The following is a 23,308-nucleotide window of genomic DNA, read 5'->3' as shown; positions in this document are numbered from 1 at the left end:
CCGGTCATGCGCATGAGCATCCCTTCCTGGGCCGGTTTGCCCGCGTGGCGCCGGCCGAGCCCGTTGCCGGGCTTCGGCCTCGCGCTCGGCTACACGCTGGCGTGGCTCGGCCTGATCGTCCTGCTGCCGTTTTCGGTGCTCGTGCTGCGCGCGGCGTCGGGCGGCTGGGGGCATTTCATCGATGCGATCTGGACGCCGCGTCTCGTCGCCTCGTATCGCCTCACGTTCGGCACCGCGCTTGTCGCCGCCGCCATCAATGCGGTGCTCGGCATCGTAGTGGCGTGGATGCTCGCGCGCTATCGCTTTCCGGGCCGCCGCTGGATCGACGCGCTGATCGACCTGCCCTTCGCGCTGCCCACCTCGGTGGCCGGCATCACGCTCGCCTTCATCTTCGGTCCGAACGGCTGGATCGGCACGTGGTTCGCGGCGCACGGTTTCGACCTCGCGTTCAACGCGCGCGGCATCGTGATCGCGCTCACGTTCGTGGGCCTGCCCTTCGTCGTGCGAACCTTGCAGCCCGTGATCGAAGAACTCGGCACCGAGGAAGAAGAAGCGGCAGGCCTGCTCGGCGCTTCGCGCGCGGCGACCTTGCGGCGCGTCGTATGGCCCGCGTTGCGCCCGGCGCTGATGACCGGATTCGGCCTCGCGTTCGCGCGCGGCGTCGGCGAATACGGCTCGGTGATCTTTATCGCAGGGAACCGGCCTTTCGTTTCGGAGATCACGTCCCTGCTCGTAGTGACCAAGCTCGAACAATTCGATTTCGATGGTGCAGCCTCGATCGCTTTCGTCATGCTGCTCGCGTCGTTTGCGATTCTGTTCGCACTGAATCTGCTGCAACGCTGGCTCGAACCGAGATCGTCGGCGCGCGCGCATCGCTCGGAGAAACGCCCATGAACGCACCGCAATCGCCAGCCACACTCGCGCGCCGCGACGACACGCGCAACGCTTCCCGCACGCCCGCGCGCCGCCGCATCAACGACACCTTAACGAGCGAACCGCGGCTCGCGCGCGCGCTCGTCATTGCAATCGGCACCGTATTTCTAGGGCTATTTCTGATTCTTCCGCTCGCCGCGATCTTTTCCGCCGCGCTCTCGTCTGGCCTCAGCGCCTTTCTCGACGCGCTGCGCGATCCCGACGCGCTATCGGCCATGCGCCTCACGGCCATCGTCGCGCTGATCTCGGTGCCGCTCAATACCGTGTTCGGTTTCGCCGTCGCGTGGCTCGTCGCGCGCTTCGACTTCTTCGGCAAAAGTCTGCTGAAGACGCTGATCGACCTGCCGTTCTCGGTCTCGCCCGTGATCGCCGGGCTGCTGTTCATGCTCGTGTTCGGCGCGCAAGGTCCGTTCTGGCCGTGGCTGCAACAGCATCACGTCGATATCGTGTTCGCGCTGCCCGGCCTCGTGCTCGCCACCACCTTCGTCACGCTCTCGTTCGTCGCGCGCGAACTGATTCCTCTGATGGAAGCGCAAGGCAGCGACGAGGAACAGGCCGCGCTCGTGCTCGGCGCCACCGCGTGGCAAATGTTCTGGCGCGTGACGCTGCCGCGCGTGCGCCTCGGCCTGCTGTACGGCGTGGTCATCACGAACGCGCGCGCGATGGGCGAGTTCGGCGCGGTGTCGGTGGTCTCGGGGCACGTACCGGGCCTCACCAACACGCTGCCGCTCTATGTGCAGGTGATGTACGACGGCTACAACTTCGCGGGCGCATTCGCGGCGGCGAGCCTGCTCGCGTTCATCGCCATGGCAACGCTCGCCATCAAGCACCGGCTCGAACGTCGTATCCGGCACTGAATTCAACCATTGAACCGCAGGAGCCATTCGCTCAGGACAGCCTGTTTCTCTATCGTAGGGCGCAATAAATCAATCACAGGCGGCGGTTCCGCGCTGCGAGGTGTTTTGTTCTCGAGGTTCAACGAACGTCGTTCAGGGAAAACTCCCAAATGACAATTGCTCACATTGTTGTTCCGACTCGCGTAGCATGGCGGCTACGTTTAATCGCGCAAAACCACGCTACGCCATGCCGCACGCCGTATTCGTCACCAACTTAGGGTTCTACATTGCGGGCATTCCCGCGCTTTTACTCACGGGCCTTTCCAAGGGCGGCCTCGGATTGGGCCTCGGCATCGTCGCAGTGCCGCTGATGGCGCTCTACCTGCCGGTGACACAAGTGGTTACGATCCTGCTACCAGTCATGTGCGTGACCGACCTCGTCGCGCTTTGGCAATACCGTGGCGAATGGAGTTGGCCCATCCTGCGGCTCGCTATTCCGGCCGCGGTTGTCGGCGCGGGCGTGGGCATTCTGGTGATCCATCGAATCGATACGGTGTGCCTGCGGCTCGGCGTCGGCGTGATGTCTGTTGACTACGCGTTGCGCCGCGGGGTGTTCCCTTGGCTCCGCGGCCGGCCGCATGGGCGCGCCGTAGAAGCTGCGAACGATTCGGTGCGCCCTCGCCCGACAGCGAGCCTCGCATGGGGCACCCTGTCCGGACTGGCCAGCTTCCTAGCGAACGCGGGCGAGCCCGCTCTGACAATGTATCTGCTGCCGTTTCGCCTGGGTAACCGCTGCTTCGCGGGTACTACCTCTGCATTTTTCGCGGCGGTCAACCTGTGCAAGCTAGTGAGCTTCTCGACGCTCGGCCTTTTCAGCGAAACAACGTTGACCACGAGCGCGCTTTTGCTGCCGATTGCGTTGATCGGCACTTACGCGGGCATTCGCGCAAACCGACGATTGAATTCGGCGGCTTTTACGCGGTGTTCCTGCGCAGTATTGCTGGTGATCGGATTGAGGCTAATCTGTACAAGCGCCAGAAGCTTATTTTAGCCGCGCGCCTGCCTCGTTGTCGCCGACGTCGCCCATATCGGCGAGTCTGTTGGGCCATTTCCCTTCACATCTTCTGCTATCTCGGTTGAAAAGTAGTCCAAAATAAGGACATTTTGGTCTTCATTTTTTCCTAAAAATCTCTCACTAGCGGATTTATCTGCTGAGCAGGTTTTAGCTACATGGATCCAATCAGATTTGTTTCCACTATCCGCGACATGCAGTCTGCCGGCGTTAGGGTCTGGTAAGAAGCGTTCACGATGGAAAGCTCAACTGATAGTGGCAGTCCAGATCAGCGAGCTGCCTGAGCAGAGTCGCTGAATGGTTTTGCTGGTGTTGTCTTTCACTTCCTCGTTACCGAGGTGAACCTTCGATTCAGAGGCACGTTCTCTCCAGAGCGTCACACCCGGCCGTTACCAGTCACGCATGTCCGGATAGGCAACTGCTGGTTGTACAACAGGTCGCGGCACCACAATCAATATCTCACCCCACGCGCAACAATGCAAGCAAGCAGGACTTTACCGCCTACTATCTGCCGCTTGACGCGCGGCTGACGGCGACACCTGTCGCACCACCACTTTCAAAGATAGCTCTCAAGCTCCTTCAGATGGCCCATAAGACGCTGGATGGGTAATCGAAACGAGCCAGTGAGCTCGTTCTCCGCATCCGGATAATTGATTCATTTCAGCATCGACATCAGCTCATTAAGCTGGCCAAGCATCGCCTTGTGATACTCGTACGTAGAGTCAACCTCGACTTCCATTGCTATGTCATCTACAAGAGCCATGGTGCTCTCAACACCACTTCGCAAAGCAACGAGTATTTCGTATTTCGTTGAAGTGTCAGTATGCGAGCGCACAGCTTCCGAAAATCGTTGAAATACAGCAATCCGTGCTCCGAGATGACTGATCATGATCGCGTTCGATTTGATCAGTGTCTTCAGATCGCTAACAGTCATTACCTTTGTAATTTCCTGTTGCTTTGAGTCAGGGGAGGCGGTAAGTTTATTTTTCTTCATTTGAAGGTTAAAAGTATTTGTGATTGCCCTTATCCCCCATCTGGGACGATTACGGGACATCGGCGCCGTCTTGCAGAATTTGGGGAACCTGCCAGGCGGGGAAGCGCAAGCGAATACTGGAGCGACGTCTCTGATGCAATTTCGCGGTGTCGTAGTGAACGCTCATATCCGCAGTGTTGCTCGGCCACGTCTAATCGCAGTCAGCGAGATATCAAGGACACTGCACGGGATAACTGTAGCGGCGTTTGCTATGTGCAACGCAACGCTGTACTTACCGCACCGTCGGAACACAATGCAGGATCGTGCACGCTGGCTGGATATGGTGAGTGACGCACCTTATGAACAGGCTACACACGGGTGGAATGCAAAGTCACGCGTCCGCGTGATTGACAGCTGAAACATGCAGCGGTCGTCCTGACGCTGCGGGACCATTCTACAGGACAGACGGTGACCTTTTCGCAGTGAATGCGCGGCTGGTTTGTCATGACCGCGCTCAACTGCAACGATCAGAATGCGCTCCAGTCAGTTGCGGCTTCCGTGCGACTCGGCGTTAGCGATCCGGAGGGCTTCTTTATCGTAGCGGATTGGGGCGCCAGCTTTGTTTCGCCCACAGTCAATGAATTCAGATCTCTTGCATCGTCGACCCTGAAGATCGCTACCGCGTTGCGCAGTGCCTGTGCCTGCTCGGCCATGGACTGGGCTGCAGCTGCGGCTTGCTCGACCAGCGCAGCATTCTGCTGCGTGACCTCATCCATCTGGGTCACAGCGGTATTGACCTGCCCGATGCCGGTGCTCTGCTCCGCAGATGCAGCCGAGATCTCACTGATGATGTCGGCTACGCGTTTAACCGACTGGACTACTTCGTTGATGGTGCTGCCGGCGTCTTCGACAAGTTTCGATCCCGCATCCGTCTGATGTGTCGCGTTATTGATCATTTCCTTGATTTCCCGGGCTGCCGTTGCGCTGCGTTGGGCGAGCGTGCGAACTTCGCCGGCTACAACCGCGAAGCCCCGTCCCTGCTCGCCGGCGCGGGCCGCTTCCACCGCCGCATTGAGCGCCAGAATATTAGTCTGGAACGCAATGCCTTCGATCACTGTGATGATCTCGAACATTTTGCTGGAACTGCCCGCGATACCGTGCATGGTCTCAACGACCTGTCCGACTACTTCGCCGCCCCGTTGTGCCACCGCGGAAGCAGTATTTGCGAGTGCTGTTGCCTGCGTTGCATTTTCGGCGTTGTGGCGAACAGTGGAAGTCAGTTCCTCCATGCTCGATGCAGTTTCCCCGAGAGACGCGGCCTGCTCTTCCGTGCGTTGGGAGAGATCCGTATTGCCCTGGGCAATTTGACTCGCAGCGACCGAAATCGCCTCGCTGGAAGCCTTGATGCCGCTCACGATTGTCGCCAGCCTTTTCTTCATGGTGTCCAGCGAGTACATCAGGCTGGATCGGTCACCGTCTTTCAGTCCCGCGGCGATGCGCAGATTGCCGTTCGCGATCTCGCTGGCCAGCGCTGCAGCATCCATTGGCTCACCACCAAGCTGCCGAAGAATGCTTCGGGTTATTACCCATCCAATCGCAATCGCAAAGGTCGCGGCAAGCACCGCTAGTACGAGCAAGAGCACACGAGCAGCGTGGTAGGTCGCGCGTGCTTGCGCCGCAGAGGACCCAACCTGCTGCACCTCGTAATCACGGAACAACCCCAGTTCTTTCAACCAGAGATCTATTGCAGGCCCAGCCTGGGTGATCATGAATTCCGGTGCGGCCGGATCGTTCTTAAATCCCAAATTGGCTGCTTGTTGTACCAGAGGCATAGCTGCGCGCCGCAGCTCTTCCGATCGCCGCAGGAATTGCCGTTCGTCGTCGGTTGTTCCCGGATCCTGGTTAAAAAGTTCCCGTGTTTTCGCGAAAAGATCGGTGGACCTTTCAACTTGCTCGTCAAAGATCCTCCGTTGCTCCTGCATACGGGGCAAATCGTTCAGAATAATTAGATTTCGTGCGGCAGCAGACGCCTGATTGGCATAGGTCAGTGCCTGCGAAATCGAATTTGTTTCCGCAGCGTTAAACGTCGCGAGGTCTGTCAGTGCATCGTTCATCGCTGAGAGCTTCCATAGACTCAGTGATGCCATCGAAAGCAGCATGACAACAAGTGCACCAAACCCTAGTGCTAACCGTGATCCAACCCTCAAGCTTTCCAGATTTTTCATCAGTCTTTCGTCTAAATTTATTTAAATTCTCTTGTGCAGATTTATATGATCACTAGATGTCAAACAACTTTTTAAGTAAACGGCAAAATCCCAGTTTTCTTTAGCAGGCTGTTGAAAAACACCTTGCCGGCCTTGAGCACTCAATTTCGTCGAGTCCCTGCACGGGGGTGGTTGATGTCGATTTAATGCTCGAAGCCTTTCATTCAGGTGGAGAAAATGGCATTTTCCTCGCTGCTGGTCGCTCCTATGCCGCTTTCGCGGCGAGCGTGCGCATGCGAGTCAGGTTGCAGGCCTCATGAGTCAACAGGAAGACCTGGCCAACTCGCTGCAGGCTCCGAAACATCGCCTGCCGAATCCTGCCAAACGTCTTGCTCCAGCCAAAAACCTGCTCAATGCATTTGCGCTTGCGCCGACTGATGGCATAGCCGGCCCAGCGCGTTGTGCGTGCGTCGATGGCGGAGCCATCCGCGCGGCCATTGTTTTGCGCAACATGTGGCGTCACGCCGTGTGCGCGGCACGTTGCAACGAAGTCGGCCGTGTCGTAGTTCTTGTCAGCACCGACCGTAACCAATGTATCGGCGAATTGCGCGGCGTCCGCAAGCATTCCGGCTGCTGTATCGCGCTCGGCTGTGCCATTCGCCTGCGTCACCTGTGCGTTCACCACGAGGCCGTGCCGGTTATCAGTCAGCACGCACGCCATGTAGCAAAGCATCGGGCCCGTGCCACGACTCTTGCGAAACAGCCGGGCCCGACTGTCCGTGCTGGACTCATGCATGTCGTTGCTACGCTTCTCGCCATGCCAGTTCTCGTGAGAGCCAGCACCGCCGTTAGGCGGCGAGTCGTCATCCGAGTTCGCCTTCGGCACAAAGCTCTTGTGTCCGGCCCAGGCCTGACTGAGTGTGCCATCGACGCTGAAATGCTCGGCCGGCAGGTGGCCACGCACGCGCGCAGTCTCGACCGTCTCATTGAACAGACTGACCATGACATCATGGGGCATCAGTCGGTCGCGGTTCTTACTGAAGGTGGAGTGGTCCCAAACCACATCGTCCATCGCCAGTCCGACGAACCAGCGGAACAACATGTTGTAGGAGATTTGCTCCATCAGCATGCGTTCGCAGCGAATCGAATACAGCACTTGCAACAGCAGCGCGCGAATCAACTTCTCCGGCGCGATACTTGGGCGTCCGCCCTTCGCGTCGCTCTCGTACATGCGCGAAAAGACCGGGTCCATGCGAGTGAGCGCATCGTTCAACCATTGCCTAATCGGTCGCAACGGGTGATTGGCCGCAACGAAGTCATCCAGCCGGGACATCGTGAACATCGACTCGGTATTGCCGTCCGCTCCGCGCATTGCCTCAGCCTCAGTGTTGTCTGACTCTTCGGTTCAACGTTTACGCGTCCCGCGCGGATGACGTGCGCGGAAGATATTTCAACAGCCTGCCAGTTTGTAATGATGATGTGGGAGCCGCTATTGCTATCGAGATGGAATTCGTCGATGCGCCCCGCCCGAACATCAAGCAGGAGCCTATCCAGAGCAGCGATGTAGTTACCGGAAGACGGTACGCTTGGAGATTTCGTGTCCGTGGTCATCACGGGCTTCTTGATCAGCAGGCGGATGGCATCCTGCCGCTTCATAAATATCCGGCTCACACAAATACTCTTCGAATGCTTGAGGCGCTACAGCCAGCGCCCAACGGCGACCGACGGCGACCGACGGCGACCGACGGCCAGCCGAAAGAAATCGCTACCGGATCGTGCAAGTTACACAAGCAACGTTTTCAACCCGCGTTAAAGTTTTTCACGCGGATTCCGTAATACGCAGGACAACTGTTTCGAAGGGCGGGGGCGCAAACGTGTGGTGCTCCACTCATGCCGAACTAGCCCGCTACTGACATGACTCTGCAAGAAAAAGCCGGCGACCGGCCGGAAAAACAATATACCGAAGATCGGCGCCCCGCCCGGCGCGAAACGACCTCCCACGGGGCAATGCCAGCGTTTGCGCTCGCGCTGCAGAAAGACAATTTCGCGAACGCCAAGGCGAAGGTCGTTCTGCTCATCGAATCGGACACACCGGGGGTGGAAACCACGCGAGTAGTCAAACGTGAAGTCGGTGACTGGACGTGGTTCGACATTGATGCCTGGCAATCAGACTCGGAGCGGTGGTTGACCCGCAGAGGTGTGCCAGAGCGCCGACGCGCAATCGAAATCGCCAGACTGCGGGCCTGGGTCGAAAATGAAGATTAAGGCCCCTCACACTGGGGTGCCCCGCAATTACCCACTTCATCGAGTCACGCAAAATCCTGCCATCCAGTGTTTTGGATCACCCGACCAACCAGCGCTCCGGGCACCACACGCTCTCCATAACGCATCAGGTCACCAATTTTAGAGCACGCTACGCTGCCTCGTTCGCGCCGCTCGCCGACTGACAAAGTTTAAGTAGAACCGTCCAGGAGGCAAGACTTGTACCGGGGCGCGAAAGGGCGCTAATCCGAAACACATTCTCAGAACAGCTGCGCCAGAAGTGGCGCCAGATTGTGCCACTTCACCGTGCTCCGAAAGAAGCGTCCGTCTTCGTCAAGTGATTCGATGATAACCCGCTGACCGCGCGCCTCGGCCACTACCCGCACCACACGCTCCCCGTAGCGCATCAGCGCACCGATTTTCGGGCAGACCGACTTTCGTTTCCCGCGTTCCGTACGCCTCATGTCTTCGCGCCTGGCTTGCGCGCTGCGGCTTTAGCTGAGCTTGCGGACTGCCGGGCAACGCGTCTCGGTGCGCGGCGAGCGCCAATGCCCGGACCGGACGCCCTCTGCCTCAGGAACTCAATCTCCTGAGTCTGGGCAGCGTGGCTCGCCCGCATCGCTTCAAATCGCCCCTCCAGCATGCCCGTCGAATGGCGCAAATCTCCCAGTTGCGTCTGCAATGACTGGATCTCGGCCTGTGTCCGCTCGCCGTCGCGAGCCGCCCGCTGCTGCACGCCTTCCAGTTCGCGCTGCAGACGCGTGCTCGCCGCGCGTTCACGCTCAATCTCGAGCAGCGCGCGCTTCTCAGCGGCTTGCAAGCGCGCTTCGGCCAGTTCCGTGCTAGCCCGCTGCCGCTCGAGCTCGGCCGCGAAATCGGCGCGAGCCTGAGCCAGCGCGGCGTCGCGCTCGCGCCCGCCCTGTTGCAGCCGTGCAATTTCGGCTTCAAGCGCTTCGCGCGTTGCTACGGCCGCCGCCTGAGCCTGCTCGAGTTCCTGGATCCGCACCTGCGCGGTGAGCAACGTTGTCGTGCGCTGCTCAAGCGCTGCTTCAGTGCGGACAAGATTCGCCTGCACAACTGCGACGGAAGCTTCGGCGGCGAGACGCGCATCTTCCACCTCGCTGCGCAGCGCCTGGAGTGAATCATCGGCCGCGGCGGCGGCACGCTTCCAGAGCGTGGCCACAAGTTCGCCGGCTGACTCACGCAGCTCCTCAGGCAGGTCGGCATGATCGACGCGCACGCGGCTTTTCTCGCGAAGTTCGGCCCAGAAGCCGGCGAGGACTGCGACGGGCGTACTCATGCTACCGCGGCGCACGAGCTGGTAAAGGCGGTTCGCCGTCGGCGTAACACCGAACCTGAAGAACAGCAGCGCACAGACCTCGCGGTAGAGATCGCGAGTATGCGGGAATTCGGCCTTGAGGCGCTCAATCTCAGCCTGGAGCCGGGCCTCATCGGATATTGCGTCGGGCATGGCGAAAAGATAGTTTCGATATCCGTTATATTACTGTGTAATTGGTTATTTTTCTACGATTTATGACCATGTATTTGACATTACTTTTATACTGTTTAAGTATTAAAGGGGAATTGCAACACTGAACGCGTGACACCCCGAGGCCGCCCGAATCCGCTGAAAACAGCCTTGGCTGCGCCGCGTCCGCTCGACGTGCTTGAACTGCCGGATGACCGCGTCGCCGCCACGAAAACCACCTTCGACAATTACCGCAAGGAAGCCGAACGGCTGCTGCTTTGGTCCATCGTCCAGCTCGGCAAGCCGCTGTCATCGCTCACGCACGAGGATCTGCTCGCCGACCAGCGCTTTCTCGCCGATCCGCAGCCTCGGACACATTGGGTCAGCGGAGGCGAAGACGGCGCAGGGCGCAAGTTCCCCCGCGACGATGCGCGCTGGAGTCCGTTCCATGGGCCGCTCGCTTCAACCAGCCAGCGCCAGGTGATGGTGATCGTGGACGCCCTGTCCTCCTGGCTCGTCGGCGCCGGCTATCTGGCCGGCAATCCGCTGTCGCTCTCACGCCAGCGTACGCACCGGGCGGCGCCGCGCGTCACGCGCTTTCTGGAGCGCGACCTGTGGCAGGAGGTCAAGGTCTACATCGACTCGCTGCCCGTGAGACGGACCGTGAGCGCCAACGCTACTGGCGCGCGCGTTGGCTCTTTACCCAGCTCTACCTTGGCGGACTGCGCATCTCTGAAGTCAGTGGCAATACCATGGGGCGCTTCTTCTGCCGACGTGACGCCAACAGTCACGAGCGCTGGTGGCTCAAGGTCCCCGGCAAAGGCAACCGCGACCGGATCGTTGCCGCCTCCGACGAGATGATGGTCAAGCTGGACCTATACCGCCGCGAGCGTGGCCTGCCCCCTCTGTCTGCGCAGAACGAGGACACCCCGCTTGTCCTCCCGCTCGGCCAGTCCGTCAAGCCGCTCACGCGCGCGGCGCTGCTCACGATCGTCAAGAGCATTTTCGCGGGCGCTGCGGCAAGGCTGCGCCTGCGCGGCGAAAAGTACGCGGCCCGCGCCGCGCGGCTCGAGCGCCACTCCGCTCACTGGCTACGCCACAGCGCTGGTTCGCACATGGCCGATGGCAATGTCGCCCTGCGACTCATCCGCGATAACCTCGGCCCGCGCAGCACTCGAAGGTGGTGCGCTGGACGACACGATAGTTGCCCCCACGAGCCGGATATGCTCGAAACTTCTGACACCCCGTTCCCGGCAAACGCCGCGCAGGAAAACGATCCCGTTGCACTCAAACGGGCGGCGCAACGCGCTGCACTGGATCTGCAGCGTATCGTCGTACTGCTGTTGCAGCGCAATGTCAGCGCACGGCGATCAGCTACGTGGCGTCCGGCTCCAGCAGTGACGTGGCGTACTCTGCTCGATATCGAGGAGCAGGCCTTCACCAACCCCGGATGCCAGGGAAAATATCCGGCTCGCTGTGCGAGCCAGCTTTTCGCGTCTCGCCGACACCCGTATCACCGGCGGCGAGCTTGACGCGCAGGTTGACTGGCAACGCGATGAGGAACTCTTGCCGGCTATCTACGCGATCTCACGGGCATTCGTAAGCCACTCGGCTGGGCAAATAGACAGAGAGGATGCCTGAGCATGCGCTCTCTGCCGGGAGTCACCAATAACTGGTAGACCCCTTGCTATTTCGACACCACCTTCAGGTGGCTGCCTGGGAGCACCGACGCCCGGTCAGAGCGCGTGAAACTTTCGAGATGCTTCCAGGCATCGACATAGCGATACTTCGGCACGCTGGCGATCAGTTCGTCTGCACGCATGAGAACCTGCTCAATCAGCGGGATTTGCCCTGCCCGCAACTGCCAGTCCAGCCCCATCGTCGCAGCCCGGATGCTCTCATCGAGCGCTAACTCAGCGTTCAGGAACAGAGCGAGATCCTGTTCAGGACAGTCATTCCTGCACAGAAAATACGTCATGTAAAGGACGCGCAGCAGCGAGACCATGGTGTCGGGTGTGCCATTGCCGCTTCGCATCGCCGCGAGCGCAAGATGATTCTCCAGGGAAATGCTACGCACGGCGGCCGCAGTCAGTGGCAGCAGCATGTCCTTCGTCCGCACCTCCCGCGCGCGGTGGGGCATATTCCGTTTCTTCATGGTTCAATCATTTGCGTGTCGCGGCTTCCCGGCACCGCCTGGAACATTTCTCATGACGTGCACCCGACGCGCACCGCTTCCTCCTGCGTTCTGCGCATCCAGCCAGACCGCAGAAAGACACTTCATAGCCCCAGACAGAACGCCGACTGTTTGCCGCTGTCTCCCGGTGTACCGACTGCGCTGGCGCACTGGCAGGAACACCGGGAGACAGCGGCTCTACGAATGGAGCAGCCTAGCAGGCATCTCTTGCAATACTAGCCCGCTCACCCCATAACCGGATACCATTCGTCGCCCTTAAGCCGCCCAACCGGAGAGACCGAAGCATCATGCTGCGCAGAAAACCTGGCCGCCCCGCAACAGCACGATCCAACGCATTACAGCTTCCAATGGCAAGGCCACACGCGTCCGATCTCGCGCTACGCGCGCGACTGGCACTCGTGCGGTTTCGTCATCGAGATGTCGACCGTTACCTAGTGACACATCTTGCCCAGGCTATCCTTGTCACAGGATTTATTGCAGAGGACGGCTACTGATTGCTGGGCTGCGTGAAAAGAGAGCCGACAACAATCTAAACGTTTCAGGAGCGCAACGATCACGTTGGTCGACGTCGAGTTGATGCAACGCATTCGCAAAGCCCAGTTCGACCTGGCGAAGCTCGTCTCGAGAATTTCGATGCGCCTGCCGTCTGGAAAGCGGTCCTGTCGATTCGATAAGATATCCTTGCCGCTATAGAGTAATCGACCATAGCGCATATTTGCACCAGATACTTTTTTAGGACTGTCAGACGCGAATCTCATCGTGGCGGGGGGACGATCCGCACAACGACCCCGGATAGATTTAAGCTAGCCAACCATGCATCCATTAAGCGCGGGAAAAATGGGGGCGATCATCATTTATTTTCCGTTTTCGGAAGCGCCCCCCCCCGGTTCAAGATGCAGATCATGGCTCCTGCCTTCGACTGGCATAAACGATGAGATCCGAAAGCTGGCAGACGACTCAACGCGGTGAGCGCATAGCGGCGAAGCGCTGACGGGAGGAAGCGATGCCGTCGGTGTGCGATTCGGCCCACGCAAAGAGAACTCTCATGGGCTCTAAGAATGATTTCCCTAATCCAGTAAGCGCATATTCTACCTGTGGCGGAGTAACTTCATAGATCTTACGGCTGACGAATCCGTCTTCCTCAAGGCGTTTCAGGGTGCGGGACAACACCTGCTTGGAAATACCTCCAATGCAGCGTTGCAACGTGTTGAAGCGCAGCGGTGAATTCGCTAGGTGTGCAAGCACCAACACGCTCCACCGGTCGCCAGCCAAATCAACCACATCGCGCACAATACAAGGCTGCCGAAGATCGGTGCCAAATGGCGGAAGAATTCCGTCCGCTGCTGACATTCTGATTCCTCTATCTTGATTTCTGCACAAGGTTTCAACCGACTCAGCCTGCCGAAGGTCGCGCCGATGTGACCTGAGCACACCAATGTGACTTCTTGTAAGCCAGACATCGAGTCCACATAATACGTACGTTCCCTGATTCGCAAAGTATCGACAGGAACAGCTACCTAGAAAACAATCCAGTGAGTTAAATTATATGAAAATGAACGTGACGGTTGTGGGCGGCAATGGATATGCCGGTTCCGCTATTGCGCGGGAGGCGGCAAGACGCGGGCATGCCGTCACTGCCATCAGCCGATCGCTGCCAGACGTAAAGATTGATGGCGTGACCTACAAGACAGCTGACGTGCTCGAGGGAAGTGCACCAATTGATCTGGTCGACGTCGTGGTCGGAGCGCTTTCCCCACGCGGCGACAGCGTAGGCACACTAACCCGCTCCTACGACCGGCTCGCCCAGCAGGCCCGCGAGGTAGGAGCGCGTCTCGTTTTGGTCGGTGGTTTTTCCTGTCTTCGCCCTTCACCGGGTGCACCACGCATGGTCGAAGGAAGTGGCTTTCCGCCCGAGGTTCCCCAGGATATCGTGCGAGAGGCGAAAGAGAACATGGATGTTCTCAACAATCTGCTGAATGACAACACCACGCTGGACTGGCTCTTTGTATCGCCGGCACTCGAGTTTTCAGCTTGGCAGCCGGGCCAGGACCTGGGGCGGTATCGCGTGGGTGACGACGTGGCGCTTTTCGATGAAGCGGGTCATTCCGCCATCAGCGGCGTGGATTTTGCCCGTGCAGTTGTCGATGAGATTGAAAACCCAACACGTCGCCGTGCGCAAATCGGTATAGCTTACTAGGGAAACGATGATCAATGAGCCGATCGCCGTTGGTTTGGCGTATGCGGCTCGCGTTTTCTAAAACGGGAAGGCCGTCAAGGCAAATTCTGGGCGCCCGCGCGGCCGACTTCCTGCATTTTTCACACTCCAGACGGACTGCTCCAATGGCATGGCCACAGCCGCTGACGCGCCGACACCAGGTTCGCCAGCGCGAACAGGCTGAACAGCTACGCCGTGTTCCTGGCCAACGCCTTGTAGCGCACTTCACGATTCCGGAACAGGTTCTTGACGACACGGAACGGGTGCTCGCCCCGCGCGCGAATCTGCGCTTTGGTCCGCTCGGCCCCGATCACCAGATCTTTCAGCGCGCCCTCGAGCATCGCCTTGATGTTGCCGCGCTTGAGCGCCACCTGCCACTTCACCGTCTTGCCCTTTATCTCACCGCGCTTGTCCACACCGGTATAGCCCGCATCGCCGAACGCTTCGAGCTCGTGCCCGTGCAGCAGGGCGTGGGCCTGCGATACATCCGACTCGTTGGCCGCCGTCGTGACCACGCTGTGCACCAGACCCGAGTCGGCGTCGACGCCGACATGGGCCTTCATGCCAAAGTACCACTCGTTGTCCTTCTGCGTCTGGTGCGCCCGATCAGCGAACTGGAGGCAGAGAACAGCCGGCTGCGCAAGGAGCTCGCCAGCGCGAAACTGGATATCGAGATACTTCGAAAAGCGACGGCGTACTTCGCGAAGGGGTCGCGGTGAGGTACGCCTGGATCGACGATTACCGCGACCAGTACAGCGTCACCCGGCTATGCCAGATTCTGGGCGTCTCACGCAGCGGATATTGCCAGTGGCGCGTTCGTGCGCCCAGCGCGAGGACGCAAGCGAACGCGGCCCTTGATGCGGAGGTAGCCGCCATCCATCGCGCGCATCGCGGCGCCTACGGCCGTGCGCGTATCGTGCGGCAATTGCGAGCCCAAGGTCGGCCGGCGAGCGAAGAGCGCGTGCGGCGTAGTTTGCAGCGCCAGGGCTTGCGCCCGGTCTACAGGCGTGCCTGGCGGGTCACGACGGACTCGACGCACAGCCTTCCCGTAGCGCCGAACCTGCTCGATCGTGGTTTCGACGGCTGGCAGCCTGATCGCGCGTGGGTCAGTGACATCACGTTTGTCAGGACCGGCGAATTGGGTAGCCACGTTTCCTTGCGGAAACGCGGCCCCCGAAGAACCGTACGTGCGAGCTTTCCCCGCATACGGCTCGAGCACAGCATGAAACGTCGCACTGACGCCGGTCTCGCCCACTGCACGAGCCCTTCGCAAGCATCCCATTGTTGATTCGCCTCATCGCTGAGATGAAGGGCGCTGAACCGTAGTGATACCGGTCTCTCACAAGCTTCCCCTCGATGAATCTCAAACGTGGACCTGCGACAACTGCACCACGCGGAAGTCCGCACCTTTTCAGGCCAAGGCAAAGTTTGAACCCCTATCCGGGCGATTACAGCCCGGCATTCGCTTTTTCCGCGTTCTCATACCCGCTTGTCCAACAGCTTCCCTTGCGAGTCACCTGCCATAGCCAGCACATCGACGTAGGCGGACAATCGGGCTTACCACGTTCCCGTTCCTGCCGACCCGCAACACGGGCGCAACCTCACCCCGCGGCGTGCCTGTCCGTTTAGCGCCCGTCTTTTCCCCGGCAGCGTTGCGACGACGTACTCCTACAACCCAAAGGAGCATCCAGCTGCGTGCCTTTTGGCTCGGGCCTGCAAGCCGCTTCGGCCCGTCATACATGACGAGGTTTATCAACGGTTCACATCTGTTGCGCATGCGGAACTTGCCTGGTCTCCACGCCGCAGTGCGGCTTGCAGCGTCATCACCACTGTCGCCACTGGTGACGTCTCTCGACGAGTACGTTGTCCCTGGAGCTTCGCACACGACCGTTACCAGTCACGCACGTCTAGGTAGGCAACTGCTGGTCGTACAGCAGGTCACGGCACGGCGAGCCGCGCGTGACAAGACAGAAACAGACTTTGCCATCCACTACATTGCCGATTTACGTCCGGCGGACGGCGACACGTGTCGCACAGGCTGGCTGTATCTTGCGGCGATTCTCGATCTGGGGAGTCGGGGCATAGTGGGCTGGTCAATGTCCGAACGCATCGACGCCGAGCTGGTTTGCCAGGCACTTCGCAGCGCGTGCTGGCAACGCAAACCGGCGCCACGACTACAGTTACATTCCGACAGAGCGGCCCAGTATGCAAGCTGGGCTTACCAAAAGCTGGCCGCCGGATTCAAGGCAACGATCTCCATGAGCCGTCGTGTCAATGCGTGGGACAACGCCCTGATGGAAAGCTTCTTCAGACCCTGAAAGTCGAGAGAATCTATCAGGTTCACTACGAAACGCGAGCGCAGCCTAGTCTGGATATCGTCGACTGGATCGAGGGCTATTACAATCGGGAGCGCCCGCACACCTCGATAGGATTTCTTACTCCCGTCGCTACGAGGCCGCGTTGATCGCTGCATGATCTGCTGTACGTGGAAACGAGGCAGGGTCAAAATTCCGCTGGGTTGTCAGACGTACTCATGCGTGGCTTCACAACTTCCGTCGTCTTCGCATTCGCTTCGAACGTCGGGCCGACATTCACGAAGCACTTCTCGAATTCGGTTGCTCCGTCGTCTGCTGGAACATCTTCAGACGGACGGAGCAGCCTTTAGAGGGTAGCCGCGCTCCCTCCCGGAAACGCGGCCCCCGAAGAACCGTACGTGCGAGTTTCCCCGCATACGGCTCGCGCACGGCATTAAGCATCACATCGATGCCGGTTGTGCCTGTGCATCCACAACCTTCGCCAGCTTTACATCGTCGATTCGTCCCGTTGCCGGGACAAGGGCGCTGAACCGTAGTCCAACCGGTCTCTCTCAAGCATCCCTTTGATGAATCCCTGATGCAGGCCAACGACAGCCGCACCACGCGCACGTCAGCACCCTTTCAGGTCGGGGCAAATCTTGAACCCCTATGTCACCCATTACAGGCAACCCTTCGCTTCTTGCGCGTTCTCACCCCCGCTTCCCCAACAGTGTTCCTCACGGTCCACCTGCCGCCGTTCCTTTGAACCGGAACGAGGGCGGAGAATCGGGATTCCCGCGTTCCCATCCCTGCCGACCCGAGCACTTTGCGCGGATCTATCCGTTTAGCACCTGTCTATTCCCCGATGGCACCGTGACGACGTGCATCCAATTCAAAGAGATGCAACCGGCCATCCACCATTTTGGTCAGAGCCTGTCAGCAGCTTTGGCTCTTCGAGACTAACGAGGTTTAAGTCAACAGTTCACATATGTTGTGCATGCGGAAATTGCCTGGCCCCCACACCGCACGGCTGCTGGCAGTGTCGATCCCTGCCCGGTCGCCCGGGTGAACCGCCCATAGAGAGGGTACGTCGTTCCCGGAGCTTCGAACCCGACCGTTACCAGTCGCGCACGTCCGGGTAGGCAACTGCTGGTCGTACAGCAGGTCACAGCTTCAATCTCCGATCTTCGGGTTGTTGAATGTGACAAGGCAGAGAAGAGCTTTGCCATCCACTACGTTGCCGATTTACGTCCGGCGGACGGCGACACGCGTCGCACTTGAATCCGTCTCTAAGAACTCCCGTTATCGACCCAACTCGGCCGGCCAAAGCATTCATCCGGAGTGTCCTCACTCAATGCAGACGTTCGCCGAGTCGCACACCGAGCGGGCGGCATTACTTCATTTGTTTTGAGCAAGGACGTTTTTGCTCGAGCAGTGCCGTTTCGCCAACCGCCGCGAGCGTATGTAGATTGTTCAGGCGGTAATGCTGGCGATGGGCTGCCAAGCCCGTTTCCCTCCCTACCCACTACCTCGCGGTCGAGAATTCTCCGTGTCTAGCGCCCGTCGAAGGAGAGTTGCTGGCGTCCGCATTGTCGGTAGCAAACGCCAACTTGCGGGCCCATTCTTAAGCCAGCCACTGCTTGATGTTGGCCGCCATGACATTTGTCGAAATACCATAGCGGTCGTGGAGCGTCGGCAATGCGCCAGCGTCGAGAAACTCGTCGGGCAGCGCTACCTGTTTGAACGTACACGAAACGCCGGCGCTCAAGAGCGTGGTTGCGACAGCTTCACCCAAACCGCCGATAACCGTATGGTTCTCGGCGACGATGATCATGCGACCGGTTCGCTTTGCCTCGCGGATGATGGTTTCCGTGTCGAGTGGCTTGATGGTCGGGACGTGCAGCACCGCGACGTCCACCTTGTCCGACGCCAGCGCTTTTGCAGTTTCCAGCGCGCGCATTGTCATGATGCCCGACGAGATGATGAGCACGTCGTTGCCATCGCGAAGCATCTTGGCTTTCCCGAGTTCGAACTGATAGTTGTACTCTTCGAGCACCACGGGCACGTTGCCACGCAGAAGTCGCGCATAGACCGGACCCTTGTGCGCGGCGATGGCAGGTACCATCTGTTCAATGTCGAGAGCATCGCACGGGTCAATTACCGTCATGTTCGGCATCGCGCGCATGAGCGCGAGGTCTTCAGCAGCCTGGTGGCTCGGGCCATAACCGGTCGTCAGGCCTGGCAGGGCGCAAACGATTTTGACATCAAGGTTGTCTTCGGCGATGGTCTGGTGAATGAAGTCGTACGCCCGCCGCGTCGCGAATACTGCATAGGTAGTGACGAACGGCTGCGCTCCTTCCTGGGCGAAGCCAGCGGCGGCACCCATGAGAAGTTGCTCTGCCATGCCCATCTGGTAGTAGCGCTCCGGAAACTCCTTCGCGAAGATATGGAGGTCGGTGTACTTGCCCAGGTCGGCCGTCATGCCAATGACATTCGTCTTCGCGCGAGCCAGTTCGACAAGTGCATGCCCGAACGGCGCGGAGCGTGTCACCTGGCCTTCGCCGGCGATGGACGCAATCATCGCCGAGGTCTTCAGACGAGGTTTTTTATCGACGACCGAGTTCATGCTTTGCTCCCTGCAAAAGTTTCATCAAGTGCTTCCAGCGCCAACTTCCATTCATGTGCGTCCACCCGGATGAAGTGGTTCTTCTCCCGTTGCTCGAGGAACGGGACGCCGCAGCCCATCTTCGTGTCGCACACGATGATTCTCGGCTTCGCCTCCTTCAGGTTTCGAGCGTTGTCGAAGGCTGCCTTCACGGCATTGATATCGTTCCCGTTCACGCGTTGTACGTACCAGCCGAACGCATCAAGCTTCGGAACGAGCGGCTCGAAGGCCATGATTTGCGTCGACGGGCCGTCGGCCTGCTGGTTATTGACGTCGACCATCGCAATCAGGTTGTCCAGCTTCCAGTGCGCCGCGGAGAGAAGGCCTTCCCAGACGGCGCCTTCGTCGAGTTCGCCGTCCGAGAAAAGCGTGTACACAAACGACCTGGAGCCTTTGCGCTTGAGTCCCAGACACCGGCCCACGGCAATCGTTAGCCCCTGGCCAAGCGACCCACCGGACATTTCCATCCCCGGTGTGTAGCTCGCCATACCGGACATCGGCAGACGACTGTCGTCACTGCCATAGGTCTCCAGCTCTTCTTCGGGAAGAATGCCAGCTTCGAACAATGCGGCGTAGAGCGCGATTGCGTAATGACCGTTCGACAACAGGAATCGGTCCCGGTCCTCCCAGTCTGGCTCCGCCGCGCGATAGTTCATCGCGCCGAAATATGAAACGGCCAGAACGTCAGCGATGTCGAGCGCCTGGCCGATATAACCTTGGCCCTGTACTTCGCCCATCAGCAAAGCGTTGCGGCGGATGCGGTATGCGCGCTCAGCGAGCGACACATCCTCGATGACGGTTGTACTCATTTACTCGTATCCTTGAAAGAGTTCGTTAGCGATTGACAGTCTTTGCGGGCACGAAGAACACCAACACCGCACCCAGCACGACGGCCGTCGAAATGAAGATGAGGCCTGCTGTTGCCTTGCCGGTAAAGTCGTTGAGCCATCCGACAATGGCGGGCGAGAAGAAGCCCGCCAGATTCGCGAAACAGTTGACCGCGGCAATTCCGGCTGCGGCGGACATGCCGCTGAGAACCGCTGTGGGCAGCGCCCAAAATAGCGACGATGAGGCGAGGATGCCGGCAGCAGCGATGCTTACGCAGACAATCGACGCGCCTACGCTTCCCAACATCGGCAGTGTGGCAAACGCGGTGGCAGAAACCAGCATTGGAATTGCCAGATGCAAACGGCGCTCACGTCGCTTATCGGCGCTACTTCCGAGAAGGGGCAACGCGATGATGGCGCAAAGGTAGGGAATCGCGGTCAGCACACCAACCCACAGCGGGTCGGCAACACCTGTGCGGCGGACAATTGTCGGCAACCAGAACGTCAGTCCGTATTGACCGAGGACCACACAGAAGTAAATTCCAGCCATTAGCCAAAGACGGCGGTCGCGGATGAAGGCGCGGATGGACACGTGTTGCGTAGTCGCTGAACGGTCACTTTCCACGTTGCGCTTGAGTAACGCCTTCTCATCGTCTGAAAGCCATTTGGCACTGGCGATGCCGTTGTCGAGATACAGAAAAATTGCGATACCAAGAAGCAACGATGGGAGTGCCTCCAGCATGAAAAGCCACTTCCATCCTGCAAGTCCCTGGGCTCCCTGGAATGAATGCAGAATCCAGCCAGAGAGCGGGCCACCGAGGATGCCGGCCATCGGAATAGCCATGAAGAACATCGAGAGCGCTTTTGCGCGCCTGGCTGCGGGGAACCAGTAGGTCATGTACAAAATCACGCCCGGCGCAAATCCCGCTTCAGCAACGCCGAGCAGAAAGCGCAAAACATAAAATGTAGCGGGCGTTTTCACAAATACAAAGCTCGCGGATATCACCGCCCAGGTCAGCATGATGCGCGCGAGCCAATTTCTTGCGCCAACTTTGTGAAGGATGAGATTGCTCGGTACTTCGAAGAGGAAGTAGCCCAGAAAGAAGATGCCTGCGCCCACGCCATAGATGGTTTCTGAAAAGCGAAGGTCGTTGAGCATCTGCAGCTTTGCGAAACCCACGTTCACCCGGTCGAGATATGCGCCGAGATAGCAAAGCATCAGAAATGGAATCAGACGACGGGCGACCTTTGCGTAGGTTCTCGCCTCGAAGTTCGTTGCATCGCTGGAAGCGGATAGGTCTGCACCTATTCCCGGTGTGGCCAGTCTTGATTTCATGAAATGTCTCCTGTCATCCGAGCCAATCACGGTGATGGGCTCGGCGCCATGTCTCTGAGCCGCTTTTGCGGCAGGACGCCTCGGCTAATCCAAGTGCGTCGTATGCCTCGGCAAAGTCCGAAGCGAACGCTCCTTCAGTGAATGAGCATGCCGCCGTTGACGTCGAGCGTGATGCCGGTCAGATACGTGGAGAGGTCGCTCGCCAGGAAGAGGCAGGCGTTGGCGATGTCGTTTGCCTCGCCGAGACGCCCGAGCGGGATGCCCTTGATGATGTCTGCGCGCATCTCAGGGGTCAGCTTGTCTCCCGTGATGTCCGTCTGAATGAGGCCCGGCGTAATGGAGTTGACGCGGATATGGTCTCCTCCGAATTCACGGGCCATCGCCTTGGCAAGCCCGAGAACACCAGCCTTCGCTGCGCTGTAGTGGGGGCCGCCGAAGATGCCGCCGCCGCGTTGCGCGGATACGGATGACATGCACACGATGCTGCCCCGTTGCTGCTTTTTCATGTGGGGGATGACCGCCTGCGACATGTACAGAGTGCCCAGAAGGCTGACGCCGACAACCGCGTCGAAGTTGTTCTTGGAGATTTCGAGTGTCTTGATGGGCTGCGTAATCCCGGCGTTGTTTATCAACGCGTCGATTCGGCCGTATTTAGCAGCGACTGCATCTGCTGCGGCTACGCAGGCTTCCTTGTCGGTGACGTCGCACGCCAGACCGAGATGACCTTCCCCGAGGTCACGCGCAGCGCTTTCCGCGTCCGCCAGGTTCAGGTCCAGAATCGCGATGCGCGCGCCTTGCGCAGCCATCGCCTTTGCCGTCGCTTTACCGATGCCGCGTGCCGATGCCGCGCCCGTGACGATCACGACTTGATTCTCGAGCAACATGTGGGTGTCTCCATTGATGAACTAGGTGTAGGCGAAGTTTGTCCGCCGGCGAACCTTGCATCAACGCAGTTCCCCTCAACCGTAGCTGAGAAATTTTCAGCCCCCAGGGTTATCCCTGCGAGCCCACCTTGCAGCGTTCAATTTCCTCTTCAATCCAGGTCAAAAATTTTGCAACTCGGGGCAATTCGGCGTTCTGGCTAGGGTAAACGAGATGATGTGCGCCAACCTCGACCGAATGGCTATTGTCGAAGACCTGCACAAGTGCGCCGTCCTTTATCTTTTGCGAAGCCATCATCACGCTTTCCAGAGCAATTCCGAGCCCTAGCGAAGCTGTCTCGATGGACATGTAGGAACGGTCGAACGAGAAGTCGAACGTCTTGTTCGCACCAGCAACCCCGGCCCGCCCAAACCATTGGCGCCACTGAACGAGAGGTGTCTCCGAATAGACGAGCCGCTGGGCCAGCAGGTCATCTGGAGTCTTCACCGGATGCCGCTCGAGATAGGCGGGCGACGCCAGCGGGGCAATGAATTCGCCCCGGACCGTGCGCACTTCAAGGTTGCTCCATTCTCCATAGCCATGACGAATGTCGATGTCGTAATACCCGTTCGAAAACGATACGTTTTCGTACGAGCAGGCGACGTTCAACTGAACATCGCCATTTGCTTCCTGAAATGAGGGTAGCCGCGGCAATAGCCACATCAGGCCGAAACTCGGGCTCGAATGCACGCGCAGGATGTCGACTTCCTTCTGACTCGAGGCACGCTCAGTTGCCCGGCTGAGGTCTGCCAGCGAGCCCGTGACATCCGCCAGATAGCGTTCGCCCGTTGGCGTGAGGACGAGACCACGCCCTGTCCGTTGAAACAGGGATTGGCCAATCATTGACTCGAGATTGCTTAGCTGATGGCTCACGGCCGACGCTGTGAGGTCAAGCTCTTCTGCTGCCCGATTAACGCTCTTCGTGCGTGCGATGCTCTCGAAGGCGATGATGGCCTTCAACGGAGGAATTCTCATGGTCAAATTTTTTTCAGCCGCGGTTGAACAAAACTGCATTGCCTTCGGACTGGGGTCGCTGCCATCTTCGACATCAAGCGATACGGACACGAAAGCTGATGAAATGTTACCCGTGTCAGGCACGCCTGGTGGC

General features: G+C 59.1%; 18 protein-coding genes and 5 pseudogenes. 9 read left to right on the top strand and 14 right to left on the bottom strand.

What is annotated here, in order from left to right; translation table 11 throughout:
* Nucleotides 1–12: 12 nt before the first annotated feature.
* From cysT to SB764_RS34345, 3 genes are all read left to right on the top strand, one after another.
* Complete coding sequence (gene cysT / locus SB764_RS34355) at nucleotides 13–894, top strand: sulfate ABC transporter permease subunit CysT (protein ID WP_348966819.1); 882 nt, start codon at nucleotides 13–15, stop codon at nucleotides 892–894.
* Nucleotides 891–1,790 (top strand): sulfate ABC transporter permease subunit CysW, encoded by a 900-nt coding sequence (gene cysW, locus SB764_RS34350; RefSeq protein WP_348966818.1) that lies wholly within the window; start codon nucleotides 891–893, stop codon nucleotides 1,788–1,790. Before cysT ends, cysW begins: the two co-directional genes overlap by 4 nt.
* A 226-nt stretch (nucleotides 1,791–2,016) precedes the next feature.
* On the top strand, nucleotides 2,017–2,820 hold the full coding sequence (locus SB764_RS34345) for a sulfite exporter TauE/SafE family protein (RefSeq protein WP_348966817.1): 804 nt from the start codon (nucleotides 2,017–2,019) through the stop codon (nucleotides 2,818–2,820).
* A 676-nt stretch (nucleotides 2,821–3,496) separates the two neighbouring features.
* Here the strand turns inward: SB764_RS34345 and SB764_RS34340 are convergent.
* The 4 genes from SB764_RS34340 to SB764_RS34325 all read right to left on the bottom strand — a co-directional run bounded on the left by SB764_RS34340 (nucleotide 3,497) and on the right by SB764_RS34325 (nucleotide 7,674).
* Complete coding sequence (locus tag SB764_RS34340) at nucleotides 3,497–3,895, bottom strand: hypothetical protein (RefSeq protein WP_348966816.1); 399 nt, start codon at nucleotides 3,893–3,895, stop codon at nucleotides 3,497–3,499.
* 446 nt (nucleotides 3,896–4,341) lie between these two features.
* Nucleotides 4,342–6,039 carry a methyl-accepting chemotaxis protein gene (locus SB764_RS34335; protein WP_348966815.1) on the bottom strand — a complete coding sequence of 566 codons (1,698 nt, stop codon included), beginning with the start codon at nucleotides 6,037–6,039 and terminating at the stop codon, nucleotides 4,342–4,344.
* A gap of 244 nt (nucleotides 6,040–6,283) precedes the next feature.
* Nucleotides 6,284–7,390 carry an IS5 family transposase gene (locus SB764_RS34330; protein WP_348966814.1) on the bottom strand — a complete coding sequence of 369 codons (1,107 nt, stop codon included), beginning with the start codon at nucleotides 7,388–7,390 and terminating at the stop codon, nucleotides 6,284–6,286.
* Nucleotides 7,288–7,674, bottom strand: coding sequence for a hypothetical protein (locus SB764_RS34325; RefSeq protein WP_410866117.1), 387 nt, complete (start codon nucleotides 7,672–7,674; stop codon nucleotides 7,288–7,290). The genes SB764_RS34330 and SB764_RS34325 overlap by 103 nt, the downstream gene beginning before the upstream one ends.
* 258 nt (nucleotides 7,675–7,932) lie before the next feature.
* Here SB764_RS34325 and SB764_RS34320 point away from each other — a divergent pair, with 258 nt between their 5' ends.
* Nucleotides 7,933–8,283, top strand: coding sequence for a hypothetical protein (locus SB764_RS34320; RefSeq protein ID WP_348966812.1), 351 nt, complete (start codon nucleotides 7,933–7,935; stop codon nucleotides 8,281–8,283).
* 257 nt (nucleotides 8,284–8,540) lie between these two features.
* Here the strand turns inward: SB764_RS34320 and SB764_RS34315 are convergent, their stop codons facing one another.
* Both SB764_RS34315 and SB764_RS34310 read right to left on the bottom strand, forming a co-directional pair.
* Nucleotides 8,541–8,744: a hypothetical protein gene (locus tag SB764_RS34315; protein ID WP_348966811.1), complete on the bottom strand. Its 204-nt coding sequence runs from the start codon at nucleotides 8,742–8,744 to the stop codon at nucleotides 8,541–8,543.
* Nucleotides 8,741–9,751, bottom strand: coding sequence for a DNA-binding protein (locus SB764_RS34310; protein WP_348966810.1), 1,011 nt, complete (start codon nucleotides 9,749–9,751; stop codon nucleotides 8,741–8,743). Before SB764_RS34310 ends, SB764_RS34315 begins: the two co-directional genes overlap by 4 nt.
* Nucleotides 9,752–9,880: 129 nt before the next feature.
* Here SB764_RS34310 and SB764_RS34305 point away from each other — a divergent pair.
* Nucleotides 9,881–10,911, top strand: a pseudogene (locus tag SB764_RS34305) (tyrosine-type recombinase/integrase); the annotation flags it as partial.
* Between the two features lie 524 nt (nucleotides 10,912–11,435).
* Here SB764_RS34305 and SB764_RS34300 read toward each other — a convergent pair.
* Nucleotides 11,436–11,903, bottom strand: a complete 468-nt coding sequence (locus SB764_RS34300; protein ID WP_183717687.1) for a hypothetical protein — start codon at nucleotides 11,901–11,903, stop codon at nucleotides 11,436–11,438.
* Between the two features lie 996 nt (nucleotides 11,904–12,899).
* On the bottom strand, nucleotides 12,900–13,292 hold the full coding sequence (locus tag SB764_RS34295; RefSeq protein ID WP_348967016.1) for a helix-turn-helix domain-containing protein: 393 nt from the start codon (nucleotides 13,290–13,292) through the stop codon (nucleotides 12,900–12,902).
* Between the two features lie 196 nt (nucleotides 13,293–13,488).
* Between SB764_RS34295 and SB764_RS34290 the strand changes: the two genes are divergently transcribed.
* On the top strand, nucleotides 13,489–14,139 hold the full coding sequence (locus SB764_RS34290; protein ID WP_348967017.1) for an NAD(P)-dependent oxidoreductase: 651 nt from the start codon (nucleotides 13,489–13,491) through the stop codon (nucleotides 14,137–14,139).
* Nucleotides 14,140–14,258: 119 nt separating this feature from the next.
* On the opposite strand, the pseudogene SB764_RS34285 reads toward SB764_RS34290, so the two are convergent.
* A pseudogene (locus tag SB764_RS34285) lies at nucleotides 14,259–14,756 on the bottom strand (IS5 family transposase); the annotation flags it as partial.
* On the opposite strand from SB764_RS34285, the pseudogene SB764_RS34280 reads away from it, so the two are divergent.
* The 3 pseudogenes from SB764_RS34280 to SB764_RS34270 all read left to right on the top strand — a co-directional run.
* A pseudogene (locus SB764_RS34280) lies at nucleotides 14,757–15,295 on the top strand (IS3 family transposase); the annotation flags it as partial.
* 898 nt (nucleotides 15,296–16,193) lie between these two features.
* Nucleotides 16,194–16,632, top strand: a pseudogene (locus SB764_RS34275) (IS3 family transposase); the annotation flags it as partial.
* A 3-nt stretch (nucleotides 16,633–16,635) separates the two neighbouring features.
* Nucleotides 16,636–16,815 (top strand): annotated as a pseudogene (locus SB764_RS34270) (IS5/IS1182 family transposase); the annotation flags it as partial.
* Nucleotides 16,816–18,075: 1,260 nt separating this feature from the next.
* Here SB764_RS34270 and SB764_RS34265 read toward each other — a convergent pair.
* The 5 genes from SB764_RS34265 to SB764_RS34245 all read right to left on the bottom strand — a co-directional run bounded on the left by SB764_RS34265 (nucleotide 18,076) and on the right by SB764_RS34245 (nucleotide 23,175).
* Nucleotides 18,076–19,077, bottom strand: a complete 1,002-nt coding sequence (locus SB764_RS34265; RefSeq protein WP_348966415.1) for a transketolase family protein — start codon at nucleotides 19,075–19,077, stop codon at nucleotides 18,076–18,078.
* Nucleotides 19,074–19,925, bottom strand: coding sequence for a transketolase (locus tag SB764_RS34260; RefSeq protein ID WP_348966416.1), 852 nt, complete (start codon nucleotides 19,923–19,925; stop codon nucleotides 19,074–19,076). Before SB764_RS34260 ends, SB764_RS34265 begins: the two co-directional genes overlap by 4 nt.
* 25 nt (nucleotides 19,926–19,950) lie before the next feature.
* Nucleotides 19,951–21,279, bottom strand: a complete 1,329-nt coding sequence (locus SB764_RS34255) for an MFS transporter (protein WP_110330096.1) — start codon at nucleotides 21,277–21,279, stop codon at nucleotides 19,951–19,953.
* Between the two features lie 134 nt (nucleotides 21,280–21,413).
* On the bottom strand, nucleotides 21,414–22,163 hold the full coding sequence (locus SB764_RS34250; protein ID WP_110330097.1) for an SDR family NAD(P)-dependent oxidoreductase: 750 nt from the start codon (nucleotides 22,161–22,163) through the stop codon (nucleotides 21,414–21,416).
* Nucleotides 22,164–22,272: 109 nt separating this feature from the next.
* Entirely contained in the window at nucleotides 22,273–23,175 is a 903-nt protein-coding gene (locus tag SB764_RS34245) for a LysR substrate-binding domain-containing protein (protein ID WP_110330098.1), read from the bottom strand.
* Nucleotides 23,176–23,308 lie beyond the last annotated feature (133 nt).

The organism is Paraburkholderia sp. SIMBA_027 (assembly GCF_046535315.1).
GTDB lineage: Bacteria > Pseudomonadota > Gammaproteobacteria > Burkholderiales > Burkholderiaceae > Paraburkholderia > Paraburkholderia tropica.
The sequence above is the reverse complement of the archived record's forward strand: the minus strand, read 5'-3'. Positions and strand labels throughout refer to the sequence as shown.

Coding starts and splice junctions, on each gene's coding strand:
- cysW (WP_348966818.1), top strand. CDS start 891: ATGAACGCACCGCAATCGCCAGCCACACTCGCGCGCCGCGACGACACG.
- SB764_RS34255 (WP_110330096.1), bottom strand. CDS start 21,279: ATGAAATCAAGACTGGCCACACCGGGAATAGGTGCAGACCTATCCGCT.
- SB764_RS34260 (WP_348966416.1), bottom strand. CDS start 19,925: ATGAGTACAACCGTCATCGAGGATGTGTCGCTCGCTGAGCGCGCATAC.
- SB764_RS34335 (WP_348966815.1), bottom strand. CDS start 6,039: ATGAAAAATCTGGAAAGCTTGAGGGTTGGATCACGGTTAGCACTAGGG.
- SB764_RS34310 (WP_348966810.1), bottom strand. CDS start 9,751: ATGCCCGACGCAATATCCGATGAGGCCCGGCTCCAGGCTGAGATTGAG.
- SB764_RS34325 (WP_410866117.1), bottom strand. CDS start 7,674: ATGAAGCGGCAGGATGCCATCCGCCTGCTGATCAAGAAGCCCGTGATG.
- SB764_RS34290 (WP_348967017.1), top strand. CDS start 13,489: ATGAAAATGAACGTGACGGTTGTGGGCGGCAATGGATATGCCGGTTCC.
- SB764_RS34340 (WP_348966816.1), bottom strand. CDS start 3,895: ATGTCCCGTAATCGTCCCAGATGGGGGATAAGGGCAATCACAAATACT.
- SB764_RS34320 (WP_348966812.1), top strand. CDS start 7,933: ATGACTCTGCAAGAAAAAGCCGGCGACCGGCCGGAAAAACAATATACC.
- SB764_RS34345 (WP_348966817.1), top strand. CDS start 2,017: ATGCCGCACGCCGTATTCGTCACCAACTTAGGGTTCTACATTGCGGGC.
- SB764_RS34265 (WP_348966415.1), bottom strand. CDS start 19,077: ATGAACTCGGTCGTCGATAAAAAACCTCGTCTGAAGACCTCGGCGATG.
- SB764_RS34300 (WP_183717687.1), bottom strand. CDS start 11,903: ATGAAGAAACGGAATATGCCCCACCGCGCGCGGGAGGTGCGGACGAAG.
- SB764_RS34330 (WP_348966814.1), bottom strand. CDS start 7,390: ATGCGCGGAGCGGACGGCAATACCGAGTCGATGTTCACGATGTCCCGG.
- SB764_RS34315 (WP_348966811.1), bottom strand. CDS start 8,744: ATGAGGCGTACGGAACGCGGGAAACGAAAGTCGGTCTGCCCGAAAATC.
- SB764_RS34295 (WP_348967016.1), bottom strand. CDS start 13,292: ATGTCAGCAGCGGACGGAATTCTTCCGCCATTTGGCACCGATCTTCGG.
- cysT (WP_348966819.1), top strand. CDS start 13: ATGAGCATCCCTTCCTGGGCCGGTTTGCCCGCGTGGCGCCGGCCGAGC.
- SB764_RS34250 (WP_110330097.1), bottom strand. CDS start 22,163: ATGTTGCTCGAGAATCAAGTCGTGATCGTCACGGGCGCGGCATCGGCA.
- SB764_RS34245 (WP_110330098.1), bottom strand. CDS start 23,175: ATGAGAATTCCTCCGTTGAAGGCCATCATCGCCTTCGAGAGCATCGCA.